This window comes from Paenibacillus glycanilyticus (genome assembly GCF_023715145.1).
Lineage (GTDB): Bacteria > Bacillota > Bacilli > Paenibacillales > Paenibacillaceae > Pristimantibacillus > Pristimantibacillus glycanilyticus_A.
In genome coordinates this window covers 369,006-385,463 of record NZ_JAMBNP010000005.1, presented here as the reverse complement: position 1 = coordinate 385,463, position 16,458 = coordinate 369,006, and the positions used below count along the sequence as shown (strand labels likewise).

Genomic DNA, 16,458 nt, shown 5'->3' with positions numbered 1-16,458 from the left:
TTTTTCGAATAACCCAAACGGCAAACAAAAGGACAGCAGAGCTTACCTGCCGTCCTCGGGGGGATCATTGCGAATTAAATTTTGGTTGACGAAGCCCATATCAAAGCTAATATCCTGATCAGCCTCATTAGCGTCATCTTGTTTATTCTCAAGGTTTGGCGCCATATCTATTTTTTCCTCGAATAACTCCGGGTTGTCATAGAATTTGAGATCCGCTTCATTTCTTTGAATCTTTAACCACCGCTTTGCCGTATGTTCCCATGTAAACAGCTGCTCTACCCGCTGCCGGCTTTTGATCCCCATCTGCCGGCGCAGCGCCGCATTATGGAGCAGCAACAGAAGTTTCTGGGTCAGCTCGGTCTTGATTTCCTTCTGATTGATGAGATAACCCGTCTCTCCATCCTGGATAATCTCTTGCATTCCGCCGGCCCGTGTTGCAATAACAGGCAGACCGGTTGCCATCGCCTCAACGTTCACCAGCCCGAAAGCTTCCCGCTTGCCTGAAGGCATGACGGCAATATCGGCTGCCATGAACCAGCCCGGCACCTCCGAGTAAGGGACATAAGGGACGAAACGGACATGCTTCCTGAACCTTTCGCCCATCTTCATCAGCTTGCGCGAATAGGCTGTTGTGCGGTGAGACCCGTAAAAGGGGCTCCCGACAATCACAACAAGCAGATCCGGATGTACTTTAATAAGCCTTGGTACAATCGCCAGCAAGTGATGCACGCCCTTAAGCGGAATAAGCCGGCCGAGGAATACAACCACTTTGCGATGAGTGAGGCCCTTCCGCTCCCGATGATACCTGCGGGCCGCCTCCCCCTCCGAGGTATAACGGGACTGGAATCTCCGCGTCTCCACGCCCGGATACACGACGCGGATCTTAAGCCTTGCTTCCGGCACCTTGGAGAGCACCAGGGTGCGCAGAAACTCGCTGTTTACAATAATCCGGTCCGCCAGAGCAAAGCTCTTGCGAAGCTGGGGTTCCGAGATATGCCTCGGGCTTATATAAGTGGAAGAATGCAGATTAAGCCATATTTTGGCTTTCGGGTTGGAACGCTTCAGTTTTATGATATAGGTCGGGCGGTTCTCGACTTGGATGATTTGGGGACCAAACTTCCGTAAAGCGTGTCCTACTTTCGTAACATAGGCCGAGCGCTTGGCTGTATGGAATCTCTCGCATACAACATCATTGACTAGACTTCTGCGGGGTAAATTCCGCCCGATTTTACCATATATGCGAGGCTCGACACTAGGACGCAGAAGTGGAACGAATTTCTCAACAACCCGTTCAACAGAGCTGCTGTTCCCTGAAGGGATGGGATAGGCTCCTGGCGTAACGAATGCCACTTTCACAGGCGACATGTCGAAGGAAGGCCTCCTTCGTTATCAATTTGCAGTTAGCATACGCGAGCCCTCCCGATATTGCCACAAGGTTGCGCGGACGCCTACGCTATTGATTTGTAAGGCAGGTTGTGTCACACTGTTCGGAGAACAAATGATAAGGCAAGATGCAAGGAAAGGACGTGAAGGTGCGGGCATGATGGGATGGTTGTTCCAAGCCATGACGGAGCTTAGTTCGCGCAAATGGATATCCAGGCTGACCGGCCGCTTCGCACAGTCGAAAGCAAGCCGCGGATGGATTCCGAGATTCGCCAGCATGTACAATATTCAAGTCGAGGAAGCGGAAAAGCCGCTGCATGCATACAGCACGCTAAATGAATTTTTCACGAGGCGCCTGAAGCCGGGCTCCCGGATTATACATGAAGATACGACGGCACTTATAAGTCCGGTTGATGCTTTAATTACGGGAGCGGGTCCCATTAAAGCCGGAACCATTGTGAATGTAAAAGGGCAGGATTATACGATCGAGGAGCTGCTTAACCGGTCTCCCCGGACGGATCATTACCGCGATGGGTATTACATCGTCTTATACTTAAGTCCAACCGATTATCACCGCATACATACGCCGGTTGACGGACGGATTGTGGAGCGCGAGCATGTTCCGGGCAAGGTATACCCGGTTAACGATTTTGGCCTCCGCCGCATGCGCCGGGTTCTCAGCCGGAATGAAAGACTTATCACCTACATTAAGCATGCCGGAGGAGAGACGGCCGTCGTCAAGGTTGGCGCCATGAATGTGAGCAGTATCCGCTACGTGGAGCCAATTCGCGAAAAGGCCGTAAAAGGCGACGAGCTCGCCTTTTTCGAATTCGGCTCAACCGTCGTCCTGCTGATGGAGGACGACACCTTTATCCCTAGGCAGGATCTTGCTCCGGGATTAAAGGTTCGTATGGGTGAGATGCTGGGGAAGTTGATTGAAGGGTAGTGCATGCTCACTACGCATTAAATGTTCTTCCGATCGCCATTGCTAGGGGATTCCTTTGAACAATCCTAGCGGATTGGAATCCCCTAGCAAAAGCGAACACTCCGTTTCTACAGAAACATTTAACGCTTCAATCGCACAGTACCCACATCAACTTATTTTTGGAGGGCCGAATGACGGCCATTTATTGCTCGAATGGCTGATAATAATTGAAAGGCGCTGCGGGATACCCCGCGGCGCCTTTTGTTGTTAACGGATTTCGGACGGGCTGCGCCCGGTATACTGCTTGAACTGTCTGCTGAAGAAGAAGATATCCCGGTAGCCAAGCGCATCCGCGACCTCCGTGACGTTCATCCCTTCATGCATGAGCAGATGCTGCGCCCGTTCAATCCGCGTCCGGATCATATACGACTGCACCGACATTCCGATCATCTCTTTAAACTTCACGGAAAAATACCTTGGAGACAGCTGCGCTCGCATCGCCAAATCCTCAACCCGGTGAGCCACGCTTGGATGCTGCTTCACGAAATTCGCTACCTCATGAATCGCTTCCGTCAGCTGGTTGCTTCCTTTCCGCTCAATCGGCAGCTCCCGGTCCCCCCGCAGCAGATGAATCATCAGCTGCTTGAGCACAAGCAGCGCCTCTTCCTCTGCCGCGTAAGTCTCAACGAGGAACAGCCGAACATAACGGGAAAGCAAATATTCGAAATCAACCGTATCCGTCAGCTTCCGGTAACGCTGCGGCACAAGCTGCGCCGGCTCACGTACGTCAAAATGGATATAAGTCAATACAAGGGGCTTCTGCGGGTTATGGGTCGCACTCGTGTAATCACCCGGCCGGAACAGAAAGCAGCTTCCTTTCCCGACCGGATACGTCGTGCCGTTAACTTCCACTTCCCCTTCGCCGCTCCATACATAAAATAAATCATAGTTCGCCATTGGCTTTTCCCGCCGCTGCCATTTCCAGTTAGGTTCACATACGATCTTGGCAATAGGCGGTAATTTAATGTACGAATCCGGAGATAAGTGCAGCATGGGTTTCCTCCTAAAAGATTGTTTAATAACGTAGTTGGTTATTAAACAATCTAACTTCGTAAGCGTAATCTAACGTATGATTCATTATGCTGAGCTTTCCTCTGCAGGATCAAACGTGCATCGTAAGCTGAAACGATTATTTCCCTAAACCAAGTCCATACTTGGTTATGAAGCAAACGTACTTCGTAAGCATAATAAATCTTTTTATCTTTATCTATTCACATAACTTCGCAAAGCTTTTCGTCGAAAAATGGCGTTTATGCCGACATCATACAACAGCCGGAATCTTCCACGCAAGCGTGTTTAGAAGCTCGTTTGCACAAAAGACAAAAAAATTTGCATTTTGAGATGGTTTGAAATATTAAAAAAATGTTATAATAGCACCCGATAAGCGTTAAATGACGAATTGATTTCCCGGAAGGATGGAATGAAGTCCATGAACCCACTTGCTCAGCAGTTGAATGAGACGCTCGAAGCCGAAAGTCCGAACGTCTACGACATGTTGTCCGCTTTAGGAAAAGCGATCTATTTCCCGAAAGAAGGCATACTCAGCCAATCCGCAGAAGCAAAGGCCAAGGCCAAGAAGTTTAACGCCACGATCGGCATAGCAATTGAAAATGGTCAGCCCATGCACCTTAAGGTTATTCAAGACACGTTGTCTTCTTATGAACCAAAAGATATATATGAATACGCTCCTCCAGCAGGCAAGCAGGAGCTGCGTTCCGCATGGCGCACCAAAATGATTAAGGAAAACCCGTCTCTGGAAGGCAAAAATTTCAGCAACCCTGTCGCTACGAATGCATTGACACACGGTTTGAGTATTGTTGCCGACTTGTTCGCCGATGCTGGCGATGCTGTCATCATCCCGAACAAGAACTGGGAGAACTACGAATTGACATTCAACATCCGCCGTGGTGCGGAGATCGTTGAATATCCGCTCTACAATGAGCAAAACCGCTTCAACAGTGCCGGTCTGCGAGAAGCTCTGCTCAAGCAAAAGGACAAAGGCAAAGCCATTGTCATCCTTAACTTCCCGAATAACCCTACGGGCTACTCGCCGGGTCCTCAGGAAGGCGAAGAAATCGTTGCGGCTATCCGCGATGCGGCAGAAGCGGGCATTAATGTTGTTGCGGTAACCGATGATGCTTACTTCGGCTTGTTCTTTGAAGATTCCCTGCATGAATCGCTGTTCGGCAAGCTTGCCGATCTGCATCCGCGCGTACTCGCTGTTAAAGTAGACGGCGCTACAAAAGAAGAATATGTATGGGGCTTCCGCGTCGGCTTTATTACGTACGCTAACCCTTCCGATAAAACGCTTGCCGCACTTGAGCAAAAAACAACGGGCATTATCCGCGCGACGATCTCGAGCGGTCCGCATCCTTCGCAAACCTTCGTTCTGCGCGCGTTGCAATCGCCTGAGTTCGATGAGCAAAAGGCGGAGAAATACGATGTCATGAAGCAACGCGCCAACAAAGTAAAATCGCTGCTCGACAGCGGACGTTACGGCGACGTATGGAGCTACTATCCATTTAACTCCGGCTACTTCATGTGCCTGAAGCTCAAAGGCGTATCGGCAGAAGAAGTGCGCACCCGTCTTCTCGACGAATACGGAATCGGAACGATTGCGCTTGGCGAGACCGATCTGCGCGTTGCGTTCTCCTGCATCGAGGAGCCTAACCTTGAAGAGCTGTTTGATACCATCTACAAAGCCGTTACCGAGCTGATCGGTTAAATTAGAAAAAGCTGTCCTTGCAGAGGACAGCTTTTTTTGTGCGTTCTATTACTCTTCTTCGGCATCCTCCGCCAGCTTGTGGCGCAAACGGCCTGGCCGGACAAACCATATTTGCGCATAAGCAGCTAGTAGCACAAACAATGCCGGAATAATCAGACCTTGAACCAGCAGCATAACGACAGCCGGGAGCCACATCAATAACGCGGCAGCCGCCAGCGACCAACGGTCTACAAGGAGAAGACTGCTCGTCCGCTCCGCATCGGGCAGCGGATAGACATGCCGCCATACGGTGTAACGATGCGCATGCCTTAATCCCCCAAGCTGTACGGCGACGAGCTGCAGCAGGATAATATATGCCCCGGCGGCTCCCCAGCCTGACAACCAGCCGTCTTCCGCAAACCAATACACGATGAGCGCAAATAACACGGTGAGCCTCAGCACGATTCCGCCAATCTCGGTCCGGACGAGCGATGCCGCATACAGATACACGTAAGTCAGGCGGTGCCGGTTCGGAATGTATTTGAGAATCCATGCGAGGTAAGCCCTGGAAGCCGTACGGGAAGGCAGCGTTGGAACATCAATAAATAAGCCGAAAAATAAATAGTAGCTTCTCCGGGTACGGGATTCTTCTTCAATTAACCGCTCCCACGGGAAGGAATGCTTGTCCGGCAGACGGTACAGCAACTTAAACAAGCCCATAAGGAGCAGCAGGAACAAAGCCGACTGCCAAACTGCGCTTGTCAGCAATACCGCCAGCGCCAGAGCGTTTGCTGCCCACCGCATGAGCCGGAGCAGCCGGCGGACACCGGACCACGCCATTCTCCGTTCCTTCCATGCTCCCCACAGGTTTGTTGCCCTCATAATGGCTGCGAACACAAGGATAGTCCAAAAGCCCGCTTCCCCCTCGCCTTGCCGGTAAATCGGCCAGTACAGCAGCAGGACAGCTATAACCAGCAAGGAAGTCATCATGACGGAGCGCCGGAAGGATCTTCGCATATAGCTCCCCATCTCCGCCTCCCGAGGCATATGAAAGACAAGATCCGGCATCATTAACCAGGATCGAAGCGGACTCCAGCCAAGAACGAGGAGCAGCGCAACGGTACCAACAAGCGCGATCGGAAAGCCGCTAGGCAAATCCCGGATTAACTTGATGTAACCAAACGCCGAAGACAGAACAATAAACGAGACAAACAACGGAAATCCGCTCTGTGCCATATACCCGAAGTAAGGGGTCACTTCTTTGCGGAATTCGCTTGACCTCTTCAGCCATAGAAACTCTAGGGATCGATCTGCTCCGCTCATTGGCTTCCCTCTGTTACAAGCTTATAGAAGGCATCCTCCAGCGCCCCGCCCCGCGCTTCTATTCCGGCTGCCTGGCATACCTCTTCCAGTGTGCCGTATGCGGCCACCCGGCCTTGATGCAAAATAATAAACCGGTCACAATAAGCTTCCACCGTCGACAGGATATGAGAGCTCATCAGGATCGCTGACCCCCGCTTCTTCACCTCGACAAGCCGTTCCAGCAGAGAACGGATACCAAGCGGATCCAACCCGAGGAAAGGTTCATCAATCATATACAGCGGCGGCTCTGAGAGCAGTGCGTTCATAATCATAACCTTCTGCTTCATGCCCTTGGACAGATGAGAAGCAAAGGCCTTGCGTTTGGCCGCCATTTGAAATTCATCGAGCAATTGCTCCTGCCGCTCTCCGAACTCCTTCTCCGCCACATTATAAGCCATTCCCGTCAAGCGCAAATGCTCTTCTACCGTCAGCTCATCGAACAGCACCGGCGTTTCCGGCACATAGGCAAAAGCAGACCGGTACCGCTCCGCATTGTCCTCAAGCGTAACGCCGTCTACTTTCACCTGCCCCTGATGGGGCTTCATTAGGCCCAGCACATGCTTGATTGTTGTGCTTTTGCCCGCACCGTTCAAACCTATTAACCCTACCATTTCTCCAGCCCGAACCTCGAACGTCACGTCATGAAGCACGGGACGACGCGGGCTGTAACCGCCGGTCAAACCGGCAACCTGCAAAATGGGTTCACTCATGTTCCGTCACCTACAGTTACAAGATAAACAATCTCTTACCAGCATACCGAATTACGGCGTTAATATCAAAAAAAACAGGCATCCCTTCCACCCGGAAGAGAATGCCTGCCACTTTGCTTCTATTAAATAATAGTGATTCCTGCAATAACGCCATCTTTGCCTTGAACTCTGACTTCATGACCCATTACGAGATCATCGCGGTCGCCGGCAATAAGAACGTTGTCCGCAACGTTATAGATCGTTACTGTCGTTTGATTGCCATCTGGCTTCGAGATGGAGATCGTGGACAGCTTGCCGTTTGAATTATAAGTGATCGTGTTAATTTTGCCCGTTACGTCAAATACTTTGGATTCGTCGACTACTTTTTTCGTAACTTCGATAAATACCACTTTGTTTTGATAAGTGCGGACAAGAAGCTCATCGCCGGCTTTCAGCGCGCTAACCGCTACTTTCTTGTCGTCTCTGAAAATAAAGACACTGGAGTCCAGGCCAAGCGTCAAGTCCGTACCGTTTGATTGCGTAATCGTGATTTGACCGTTCGAAGCCACGGCTTTCAGCTTGCCTGTAATGGCTTGTCCATCGTTATCCGGAATTTCGGAATCTGTGCGGTCAAGCAGGGCTGCAAGCTCTGCACGGGATACCGGCTGGTTCGGACGGAATGTATTATCGTTGTAACCTGTAATAATGCCTTTCTTGATAGCAAGCGCAACATAACCGACAGAACCTGCAGGAATGTTCTTCGCATCCTTGAAGTCCAGTTGTGTATTATTGAGAGCCTTCGCCTCATCTTCCAATTTAAGCGCTTTAACGAGAATCGTTGCCGCCCACAGACGAGTTGCATTTGCCTGCGGATTTACCGCAGTTTCCGTTTCGGAGAACAGATCGTTCTCAACCGCTACTGCCACATAACCAACTGCCCAAGGATATTTTTTCGCGAGCAGGTCTGCATCCTTGAAGTTAAGCTTCGTGCTCATTTCTTCCGTGGATTCCGCTTGTTCGCGAAGGCCCATCAGGCGAACAGCCGCAACAAGTGTCTCGATACGGGAAATTTTTTGGTGCGGTTTGAACGTACCGTCCTCATAACCTGTAAATACGCCCTTCGATGCAAGGCGCATAATATATTCCATCGCCCATTTCATATCGTCTTCATCTTTGAATTTCCAGTTCACTTTTACTTCTTTTTCTTGCTTCTTGTCGTCACGATCGTCGCCTTTTCTTCCGCCGTCACCGTTTGCGAATGCCGAGGATGCACCACCAGCAAGCATCATAACTGCAAGCGATGAAATCACCGTTTTTTTCCATACCGTACGCTTCGTCATAAAAAGCCACTCTCCCTTAAACTTGTTTACGGAAATATGTTCCGTTTGTACCTTCGCCTATACGTTTCGTCGAAGGTCTAAAGTTTTGGGAGGGTGGCTTATAAAAAAAATTCTTTTTATTGGTTTTCCTTATTCTCGCGTTTGGCCTTCAGCCATTTCGGAGCGCCCTTGTCTTTCTTGTCGCGAAGCCGTTCCTGCTTGGTCGCAGGCTGCTTCGGTCGTGGCGCCGGGGCAGCGCCCTCAGGCTTCGCTGCATTTTCTTTCTTCGGCTTTTTTGGTTCCTTCAGAAGCGCTTCCCACTCTTTGCTGTTCTGCGGTGCCGCGAATGAACGGGAGCTTGCTTCCTGCTGCTCGGCAGCTCTGCGTGGAGCCGGCCGCGACGTTACCTTTTCAGGCAGCTCGCTTGGCGCAACAAAATCACCCTTGTACATCGCCTTCTCGGGCAGCTCGATATGAAGCGACTTGCGGAATTTGTCCATGATGAACCGCTCTTGCGGTGTAATAAGCGACACAACGGTCCCTGTCCGGCCCATTCGTCCGGTACGGCCGGCACGGTGAACGTAGTGATCCGCGTCAATTGGCGGCTCCAGATTAATCACGAGCGGCAGACCTTCAATATCGAGACCTCTGGCTGCTACATCCGTCGCCAGAAGAAGCTGGATTTTTCCTTCACGGAACCTTTGCAGCGTGGCAGCACGGCGCTGTTTATCCGAATCCCCGTACAAGGTCTCAACGGTAAAGCCCTCATAACTCAGCTTTGCTTCCCAGTTCGCAATATTCTCGGTTATGTTCAGGAACAGAAGCACCGATTCGGGCTTCAGCATGCGGACAATTCGTCTTGCGACATCCGGCTTGTCCCGTTTATCGCATACGACATAAAAGTTATTGATCGTCTCCGACACCCGCTGCTCCGGCGCAATTTGAATGCGAACGGGATCCTTCATCCAGCGTTTCTCAAAGCGAGACATGACATCGGGATAGGTCGCGGAGAAGAACGCCATCTGGCGTTCTTGGCTCATGGCAAACAAAATCGTTTCTACTTCGCGTGTTGAACCCAGCTCAAATACCTGATCCGCTTCATCAATAACGATATGACGAACCTCACTCAGCTTCAGCTTGCGCAGCTTAAGCAGCTCGTGTATACGCCCAGGTGTACCAATCACGATCTGCGGACGCAGCTTCAGCTTCTCGATCTGGCGCTTCATGGCCGCACCGCCAATCAGCTGCTGAACGCGTAGTCCAAGCGGCTCTGCATAACTGTCCGCCACACGCACAATTTGCATGGCAAGCTCTTGTGTCGGCGCCAGAATAATCGCTTGAATGGCACCAGAGGATGCATTCAGCTGCTGCAGCATCGGCAGCAAATACGCAAGCGTTTTGCCGGAGCCCGTCTGCGAGCGTGCAGATACATCCCGTCCTTCCAATAAAGTCGGGATCGCGTCAGCCTGAATGGCCGAAGGTACCTTTATGTTATTCGACTCAAGCTTTTCGCTTAGTGCATTTGTAACGCCTAGTTCATTCCATGTTTTCTGACTCATATACGTTCCTCTCTTATTTCACCGCTATTTTCGATTAAACCAGCCGCCGAATACGCGGTCGGCGATTCGCGGGAACAGCTGATACAGCTTAATGCCGACAGCCGCGGTCTTTGGCAGATCCACCTCGGCTTTGCGGCGTTCGATAACTTTAATGATTTGACCTGCCACATACTCGGGCTTCATCATAAACCAATTGACGTTCTTCACGTAGGTGCCCGAAGGATCGGCAACATCAAAGAATTCGGTACGGATCGGGCCCGGATTAACGGCCGATATCATAATTCCTGTACCTCTGAGCTCCATGCGCAGCGAATTGGTAAAGCCAAGCACCGCATGCTTGGTTGCCGAATAGCCGGTAGACTTCGAGGAGCCGATCTTACCCGCCATGGAAGCGATATTAACAATATGTCCGCTTCCCTGCTTCAGCATGTAAGGCAAGACGGCCTTGGTGCAACGGACAACCCCCATATAGTTGGTATCCATCATCTGCTCGAAGCTCTCTACCTTTGCTTCCAGAAAGGTTTCGAATTTGCCAAAGCCCGCATTGTTGAGCAGAACATCGATTCTGCCGTACTTTGCGATAATGGCATCTACGGTCTGCTGGACCTGCTTCATATCCGTCACATCCATCTGGTACATCGGACAAGCGGCTCCGATGCCGGCCGCGTGCTTGCGCAGCCGCTCCAGATTGCGTCCGGTTAGAATCGGGACCGCTCCAAGCTTTGCGAGCTGCTTTGCCGTGACCGCCCCTATCCCGCTGGAAGCTCCGGAAATAAGGATAATTTTACCCTTTAACACTCATCATCACCTGCATCCGCATCTCTCATTCTCTATCTCTTCAGTGTACTTGATCAGTCATGGATTAGCAAAAAAAAAAAGCTCCCGAAGGAGCCTGCTTCTATGTTACGATGCGACTAGGACCTGAATATCAAATTCACCGATGCCGTCCATAATTAGCGGCACGGATAATGCCTGTCCGGCAGATAAGCCTTCAGCGCTTGCCGACTGAATAATTCTTGGAGGCGTAATATCTATATGAACGCCCTGATTGTACAGCATGGTACTCGCGTTACCGCTAATCATATTACCAAGCTCCGATATTGCGCTGCGGCCGATCTCATCTATCTCGGAGATCATAAATCCGCCCATCATGGCAGAGACCATCTTCAGAGCCACCTGCTCACTCAGCCCGAATACAATATCGCCATTCATTTGCCCGTTAATCCCAATTTGAATCCAAATATGATTTTCTACCAATTCGATTTTCTTTAGGCCCAGCTTTCCGGTGGAAGGCCGAATTTGGATCACCTGTTCAATAACGATCGTTGCGGCTTCAAGAAACGGATTAATGTATTCTGCCTTCATTAGCGGGAACGCTCCTTTTCGACAAAATTCGCACGTAGTCTATTCTGTTTTCCATTATACTGAAATATGTAGGACAAGTATACTAATATTCTCATTAATGAAACTTAAGTCCTATGTAAATGGTCACTTTATCATACTAATTTTGACAATATCCGGAGGTTTTCTTCCATGCCCAACGTGTGGACCCATCTTATTTTTGGCCAAAAAGTACTTGATCACCTGCAGGAATCCGGGCTGATTTCCTCTGAATCCGATCGACGGCTATTCAATATGGGGTGTCAGGGACCCGATTTCCTGTTCTATCATCGCTTTCTGCCTTGGCAGGGCAAATCGCCTATGCTCCAGCTTGGCACCGAAATGCATAACCGGGAATGCGGCCCCGTCATCATGAAGCTGTTGGATTCGGTTCTCGGACGCTCGGCAGATGCGGAGCATCCCGATCCTGCCATTGTCTATTCGCTTGGTTTTGTTCTCCATCATGTGCTAGACCGGCATATGCATCCGCTAGTATTCAGCAGATCCGGCTTCCGCAAATGGGATCATCAGCGTTATGAGGTGATGATGGATACTTTGGTTGCGAGGCGGTTATGGGGGATTGAAACCTGGAAGACACCGGTCTGGCGCAGAATCGATGTGAGAGAAAGGCTGCCGGAGGCTGTCGTTCAGGCTTTCCAGACGATCACGGAGAGCTTCTACTCCGAGTTCGCGCCTGCAATTCGCAGGGAAGATTGGAAGGAGGCAATTCGGGATATGATCCGGGCTCAGCGGCTGTTCCATGATCCTGCCGCTATCAAGCGATCCGTGACCTTCGGCCAGATCGAGCCTTTTGTCTTTCGGAAGAACGTTCCTTACGATGTATTAAATGAAACCGGCCATCCCTGGATTGATCCTTCGGACAAAACGATTATCCGTAATGAGACGGCCTGGACACTTTGGGACCGGGCAATGGAGGATGCGCTGGTTGTCATTCCAGCCGTCCTTGCTTATTTGAGAAGCGGCAATGACGATTCCAAGCTGCGTGAATCAGCGGCGGAGCGGATTGGCAATCTGTCCTACGAAACCGGGTTGCCTTGTGATTCCGGCGCAATAATCCGGTACGCGGAACCTGTCTGGCCAGACGGAGGCATAAAGGAAGCACCCTGACAGGGTGCTTCCTTTGCTTATTCAATCGGATTACATTGCTTGCTGTTTCGCCGATTTGCGGTAGTGGAGGCGAACAAGGCGGAGCCGTTCGTACAGCACATCCATTTGTTTTTCCTTCACGCTGTCTTCCCCATATACACGCTGCAGCACAGGCTTCAAATAGCGGTCTCCAGCCTGGGTGAACGTCTCCCAGATCAATTCTCGCTCCGAATCCGGCATATCGGCCAGCTCTCTGGCGATCAGCGGTTCAAAGTCGTAGCCCTCCGTCTCAAGCTGCTCGATCCGGTCCATAATCTCCCTGCGGGGCAGCTCCAGCTCCGACTGCAGCTGATCCATCGAACCGCCATCCAACACAAAGCTCAATATCCGCTTCTTCTGCTGCTGCCTGATCATATCATTCTTGTATCGCGTTTCCTTCTGCTTATACATCCATTGTGTATAAGCAGAAGGCTCCAGCTTCTCGGCCACCCATTTGAGAGGGAAGCCGGTCTCCCGGTTGTGCTGTACGGTAATTTCGAGCAGCTCCTGTCCATAGGCAGCATGCTTCTGCTCGCCCCAGCCCGGAATTTGCAGCAATTCCTCCGTCGTGTACGGGACAAAAGCGCTGATCATCCATAACATCCGGTTGGTTGCGATCAGGTAAGCCGAGCGTTTCTCCGATACGGCCCTTTTGCGCCGCCATTCCCGAAGCGCTTCGAACAGCTCCTGCTTTGCGTGAAGCTCGCCGTAGCACTGCAGCATGGACAGCAGGCTGCCCGCTCCGCCGCGTTTTTCCTCCAGCATACCGTCTACAACGGGCGTGTAGCCCTCTCCCATCTTCACCGCCACGCCATGACGGAATCCGATCAGCATCTCCTCCCAGGAGGTGCCTTCAAACCAGCTGACCGCCTCATCCGCTCCCTCCGACCATAAGACAGCCCATATTCCGTCTCTCTCACAGATGGATAACTTCCCCGTAACAATGGTGCCGTCTTCTGCAGGCTTTTCGAATGTGTTCAAAAAAACGATTTGCATACACGCTTCACTCCTTTATCAAATTAGGTAATCACGCGAATAAAAAGACGCAAAAAAAAAGCACCCCTCCTGCAATATGCAAGAGAGGTGCTTCCTCACGTCCGTTCATTCGATTAGTTTTAATGCTATCATAACCGTCCCTTTCTTACAAGCGTTTTCTTATTGTATAATGTGTGGAAACGAATAGTGGAGGCTTTACGATGCTGCTGCCTGATTATGATTTTATGTCCGATACCACCGAAGATACATCGACCCGATTTGTGACCTTCATTACGCCCAGCATGAAACGATTTGATCTTGCTGTCATGACGACGGCAAGGTTCTACGGCAAGAAGCTGATTACCGACCTTCAAGCCGGACGTACCGCCATTATTGGACCTGATGACCTGGAAGAGGAAGGTTACCTGGAATACACATTTAAGCTGTCAGAGGAAGAAGCCGCCGAGCTTGCCCAATTTTTATATTTTGTAGTAGGAACGGTGAATTTTACCGATTAATCAGGGGTACACTGAGAGGGCAAAAGCAAACTTACGCCATTTCAGGAGGAGATATCGGATGGATCGGTTTAGCAATGAAGACCGCAGAGAATATACGGATTTATCAACGGTGGAATCGCAACGGAATGATCTCTCGCATGAGGAATTTCCGGACGGTTCCTACGGCTCAAGCATTACGGGGCCAACTGGAAAAAGCGGCCCGTGGCGTATCGATCAGCGTTCTTCCAAGCCATACGGCTACGAGAACCGCTCCCTGCACGAGGATCTGGGACGAGATTATCCGGGTGACGATGATTACGGCGCTCTCCCTGACGCAATGGATGAACCATAATTAAATGAACAAAACCCCGGCCCATTGGATTGGCCGGGGTTTTGTCATTAAGACCGTGGAGGAAAAACACCTTCAAGCGAGATGATGAAATTAAGTGACTGGAAAGGCTGCGTATTGTTATGAGGCTGAGAGCCGCCCGTTAAACCAACCGCCATCGGATTGAGAGTAACATCCGTTTTATCCGAATAATATTGGATTCCACCCCTGCCGGGTGCGCCAGACATGGCCCAAATGTCATTTTGTGCATCCGTTTTGTTAGAAACGGTTTGCGCATTTGCCAGATGGTTGTGCGAGGGAATTTCGGTTTGGAGCAGGGTTACACTTGCTTCTCCGCTCGTCTCGCCTAAATCTCTAGGCGTAAGTCCCGGTCCTTGCCCCCAATGCATAGGCGCGCGTCCTTGAAGATTCGGCAAAGCAAAGGTCACACGGCCATCTCCTCCGTACGTTGTGCCAAGCAATGAAAACAAAGCCGTGTTTTGGGAGATGGGCAAAATTTGTCCATTACAGAGCGCCCAGCCTCTTGGTGCAAAATTACCTGTAAACATCCGAATTTCGCCGATATATGGATACATATTCTTCAGCCCTCTCTCCTAATCTCTGGACGGGTATATTCCTTGTATTGCAATACAGAAATTGATGACCAAATATGGCTGCATATTGCTATGCGGCTGGCTCCCGCCAGCAGGCGCAATAGCATTTGGAGACATGATCGTATTGGACTGCGAAGCAAATGGCGTAATGCTGGTCGAGGTGCCCCAGGTCTTCCCGTCAGGACCCGAACCCGCTGCATCCGAGCCTGCTTTAGCCAAATGATTATGTTGAGGAATCTCGTTGATCGTCAGCGTATGGGATTCCTCCCCCGCCGTTTGCCCTAACGCAACGCCTTGTCCGGCATGAACGGGAACCCGGCCCATCAGGTTAGGAAGGGCAAAATTCGTAGTGCCGTTACCGCCATAGGTTGTACCCAAAATCGAGAATAAAGCTTGATTCTGCGCAATGGACAGCAGCTGGCCGTTGCATGATGCCCAGCCTTTTGGTGCAAAGTTAAACGGAAATTGTCTTACTTCACCAAGAAATGGTTCTGACATTATATTTCCTCCTTGTTCTTTGACTAGGATTGAGACGGATAGACGCCGGTCAGCGAAATAATAAACGAAATAGCTGTATAAGGCATCATGTTGTCATGGGGCTGACTGCCCCCGGTTACTCCAATAGCTGCAGCATTTAACGTAGCGTTAGAGGCTGCATCGGAATAAAGACTTTTATCACTGGCAGCCCAGAACGCATTCTCGGGACTGCTGGTTGTTCCTGCAAGGCTTGAGCTATAAGCTGCATGAGAATGAGCAGGAAGCTGATTCATAATCAGCGTGACGGACTCCGAACCCGCTTTTTCGCCAAGCGTATACGTTTTGCCTGACGCACTGCTGCGTCCCGTATGTACGGGTAACCTTCCCTGAAGATCCGGGAGCGCGAAGGTATTCACGCCGTCCCCGCCATAAGTTGTGCCAAGCAGGGTGTATAATGCATCATTTTGGCTGATAGACAATAGCTGTCCATTGCAGAAAGCCCAGCCTTCCGGGGCAAAATTGCCGCCGAACATGCGAATTTCTCCAAGATATTGCTCGCTCATAATCGTTTCCCCTCTCTCATATTTGGCTGCCAGGACATAGAGATATACAGAGATGCCTCTCCTATAGCCTTGAAGCCAAGTCTTTCGTACAACCGCTTTGCCGGATTATGCTCCAGTACGCTTAGCTTAATCGGTAGTCCCGCTCCTTGCTGCAAGCTTGTTATAACCGCTGTCCCTATTCCTTTGTTCCGGTAAGCAGTCAGCAAAGAAATATCAATGAGATGAATAGAATCATTGGCGGACACTATCAACCGTCCAACCCTATTCCCTTCATGGATAATGACCTGAGTAACGGATTCCGGAAACTGCATCCTATAGGACCTGGCCTGAAGCTCGAACTGCATGCGCAGAAAGGCATTTGTCTCCTCTGCGGGCCATCCCCACGCTTCCATCTCTTCGCGCCTTGTATCGGCATAAACCTCAAACAAAAAACCAGCGTCTTCTGGACAAGCAAATTCTAATGCCAGCATCGCACCC

18 protein-coding genes are annotated in these 16,458 nt (G+C 50.7%); 5 read left to right on the top strand and 13 right to left on the bottom strand.

The window, feature by feature from the left end; translation table 11 throughout:
• Nucleotides 1-42: 42 nt before the first annotated feature.
• On the bottom strand, nt 43-1,365 hold the full coding sequence (locus tag M3194_RS16785) for a glycosyltransferase family 4 protein (protein WP_251655222.1): 1,323 nt from the start codon (nt 1,363-1,365) through the stop codon (nt 43-45).
• A gap of 175 nt (nt 1,366-1,540) precedes the next feature.
• On the opposite strand from M3194_RS16785, the gene asd reads away from it, so the two are divergent.
• Complete coding sequence (gene asd, locus M3194_RS16780; RefSeq protein ID WP_251655221.1) at nt 1,541-2,329, top strand: archaetidylserine decarboxylase; 789 nt, start codon at nt 1,541-1,543, stop codon at nt 2,327-2,329.
• A gap of 246 nt (nt 2,330-2,575) precedes the next feature.
• Here the strand turns inward: asd and M3194_RS16775 are convergent, their stop codons facing one another.
• Nucleotides 2,576-3,361, bottom strand: coding sequence for a helix-turn-helix domain-containing protein (locus M3194_RS16775; protein ID WP_251655220.1), 786 nt, complete (start codon nt 3,359-3,361; stop codon nt 2,576-2,578).
• Between the two features lie 436 nt (nt 3,362-3,797).
• Here M3194_RS16775 and M3194_RS16770 point away from each other — a divergent pair, with 436 nt between their 5' ends.
• Entirely contained in the window at nt 3,798-5,093 is a 1,296-nt protein-coding gene (locus M3194_RS16770) for an aminotransferase class I/II-fold pyridoxal phosphate-dependent enzyme (RefSeq protein WP_251655219.1), read from the top strand.
• A 48-nt stretch (nt 5,094-5,141) separates the two neighbouring features.
• Here M3194_RS16770 and M3194_RS16765 read toward each other — a convergent pair whose 3' ends face one another.
• From M3194_RS16765 to M3194_RS16740, 6 genes are all read right to left on the bottom strand, one after another.
• Nucleotides 5,142-6,395: an ABC transporter permease gene (locus M3194_RS16765; protein WP_251655218.1), complete on the bottom strand. Its 1,254-nt coding sequence runs from the start codon at nt 6,393-6,395 to the stop codon at nt 5,142-5,144.
• Complete coding sequence (locus M3194_RS16760) at nt 6,392-7,144, bottom strand: ABC transporter ATP-binding protein (protein ID WP_251655217.1); 753 nt, start codon at nt 7,142-7,144, stop codon at nt 6,392-6,394. Before M3194_RS16760 ends, M3194_RS16765 begins: the two co-directional genes overlap by 4 nt.
• Before the next feature lie 122 nt (nt 7,145-7,266).
• On the bottom strand, nt 7,267-8,463 hold the full coding sequence (locus M3194_RS16755) for an S-layer homology domain-containing protein (RefSeq protein ID WP_251655216.1): 1,197 nt from the start codon (nt 8,461-8,463) through the stop codon (nt 7,267-7,269).
• 116 nt (nt 8,464-8,579) lie between these two features.
• A complete protein-coding gene (locus M3194_RS16750) occupies nt 8,580-10,001 on the bottom strand; it encodes a DEAD/DEAH box helicase (protein WP_251655215.1) in 1,422 nt (473 codons plus the stop codon).
• Between the two features lie 24 nt (nt 10,002-10,025).
• Entirely contained in the window at nt 10,026-10,799 is a 774-nt protein-coding gene (locus M3194_RS16745) for an SDR family NAD(P)-dependent oxidoreductase (protein WP_251655214.1), read from the bottom strand.
• 105 nt (nt 10,800-10,904) lie between these two features.
• Nucleotides 10,905-11,366, bottom strand: a complete 462-nt coding sequence (locus tag M3194_RS16740; RefSeq protein ID WP_251655213.1) for a chemotaxis protein CheX — start codon at nt 11,364-11,366, stop codon at nt 10,905-10,907.
• A gap of 168 nt (nt 11,367-11,534) precedes the next feature.
• On the opposite strand from M3194_RS16740, the gene M3194_RS16735 reads away from it, so the two are divergent.
• Nucleotides 11,535-12,509, top strand: a complete 975-nt coding sequence (locus M3194_RS16735) for a zinc dependent phospholipase C family protein (protein WP_251655212.1) — start codon at nt 11,535-11,537, stop codon at nt 12,507-12,509.
• Between the two features lie 30 nt (nt 12,510-12,539).
• On the opposite strand, the gene M3194_RS16730 is transcribed toward M3194_RS16735, so the two are convergent.
• On the bottom strand, nt 12,540-13,523 hold the full coding sequence (locus M3194_RS16730; RefSeq protein ID WP_251655211.1) for an HRDC domain-containing protein: 984 nt from the start codon (nt 13,521-13,523) through the stop codon (nt 12,540-12,542).
• A 200-nt stretch (nt 13,524-13,723) separates the two neighbouring features.
• Here M3194_RS16730 and M3194_RS16725 point away from each other — a divergent pair, with 200 nt between their 5' ends.
• On the top strand, nt 13,724-14,020 hold the full coding sequence (locus tag M3194_RS16725; protein ID WP_251655210.1) for a DUF3055 domain-containing protein: 297 nt from the start codon (nt 13,724-13,726) through the stop codon (nt 14,018-14,020).
• 58 nt (nt 14,021-14,078) lie between these two features.
• Nucleotides 14,079-14,351, top strand: a complete 273-nt coding sequence (locus M3194_RS16720; protein ID WP_251655209.1) for a hypothetical protein — start codon at nt 14,079-14,081, stop codon at nt 14,349-14,351.
• Nucleotides 14,352-14,398: 47 nt separating this feature from the next.
• On the opposite strand, the gene M3194_RS16715 is transcribed toward M3194_RS16720, so the two are convergent.
• Genes M3194_RS16715 through M3194_RS16700 form a run of 4 tightly spaced genes read right to left on the bottom strand, consistent with a single transcriptional unit; the run spans nt 14,399 to nt 16,451 of the window.
• A complete protein-coding gene (locus M3194_RS16715; RefSeq protein ID WP_251655208.1) occupies nt 14,399-14,923 on the bottom strand; it encodes a phage tail protein in 525 nt (174 codons plus the stop codon).
• Nucleotides 14,924-14,941: 18 nt separating this feature from the next.
• Nucleotides 14,942-15,439, bottom strand: coding sequence for a phage tail protein (locus M3194_RS16710; RefSeq protein WP_251655207.1), 498 nt, complete (start codon nt 15,437-15,439; stop codon nt 14,942-14,944).
• A gap of 23 nt (nt 15,440-15,462) precedes the next feature.
• Complete coding sequence (locus tag M3194_RS16705; protein WP_251655206.1) at nt 15,463-15,981, bottom strand: phage tail protein; 519 nt, start codon at nt 15,979-15,981, stop codon at nt 15,463-15,465.
• On the bottom strand, nt 15,978-16,451 hold the full coding sequence (locus M3194_RS16700; RefSeq protein ID WP_251655205.1) for a GNAT family N-acetyltransferase: 474 nt from the start codon (nt 16,449-16,451) through the stop codon (nt 15,978-15,980). The genes M3194_RS16705 and M3194_RS16700 overlap by 4 nt, the downstream gene beginning before the upstream one ends.
• Between the last annotated feature and the right edge of the window lie 7 nt (nt 16,452-16,458).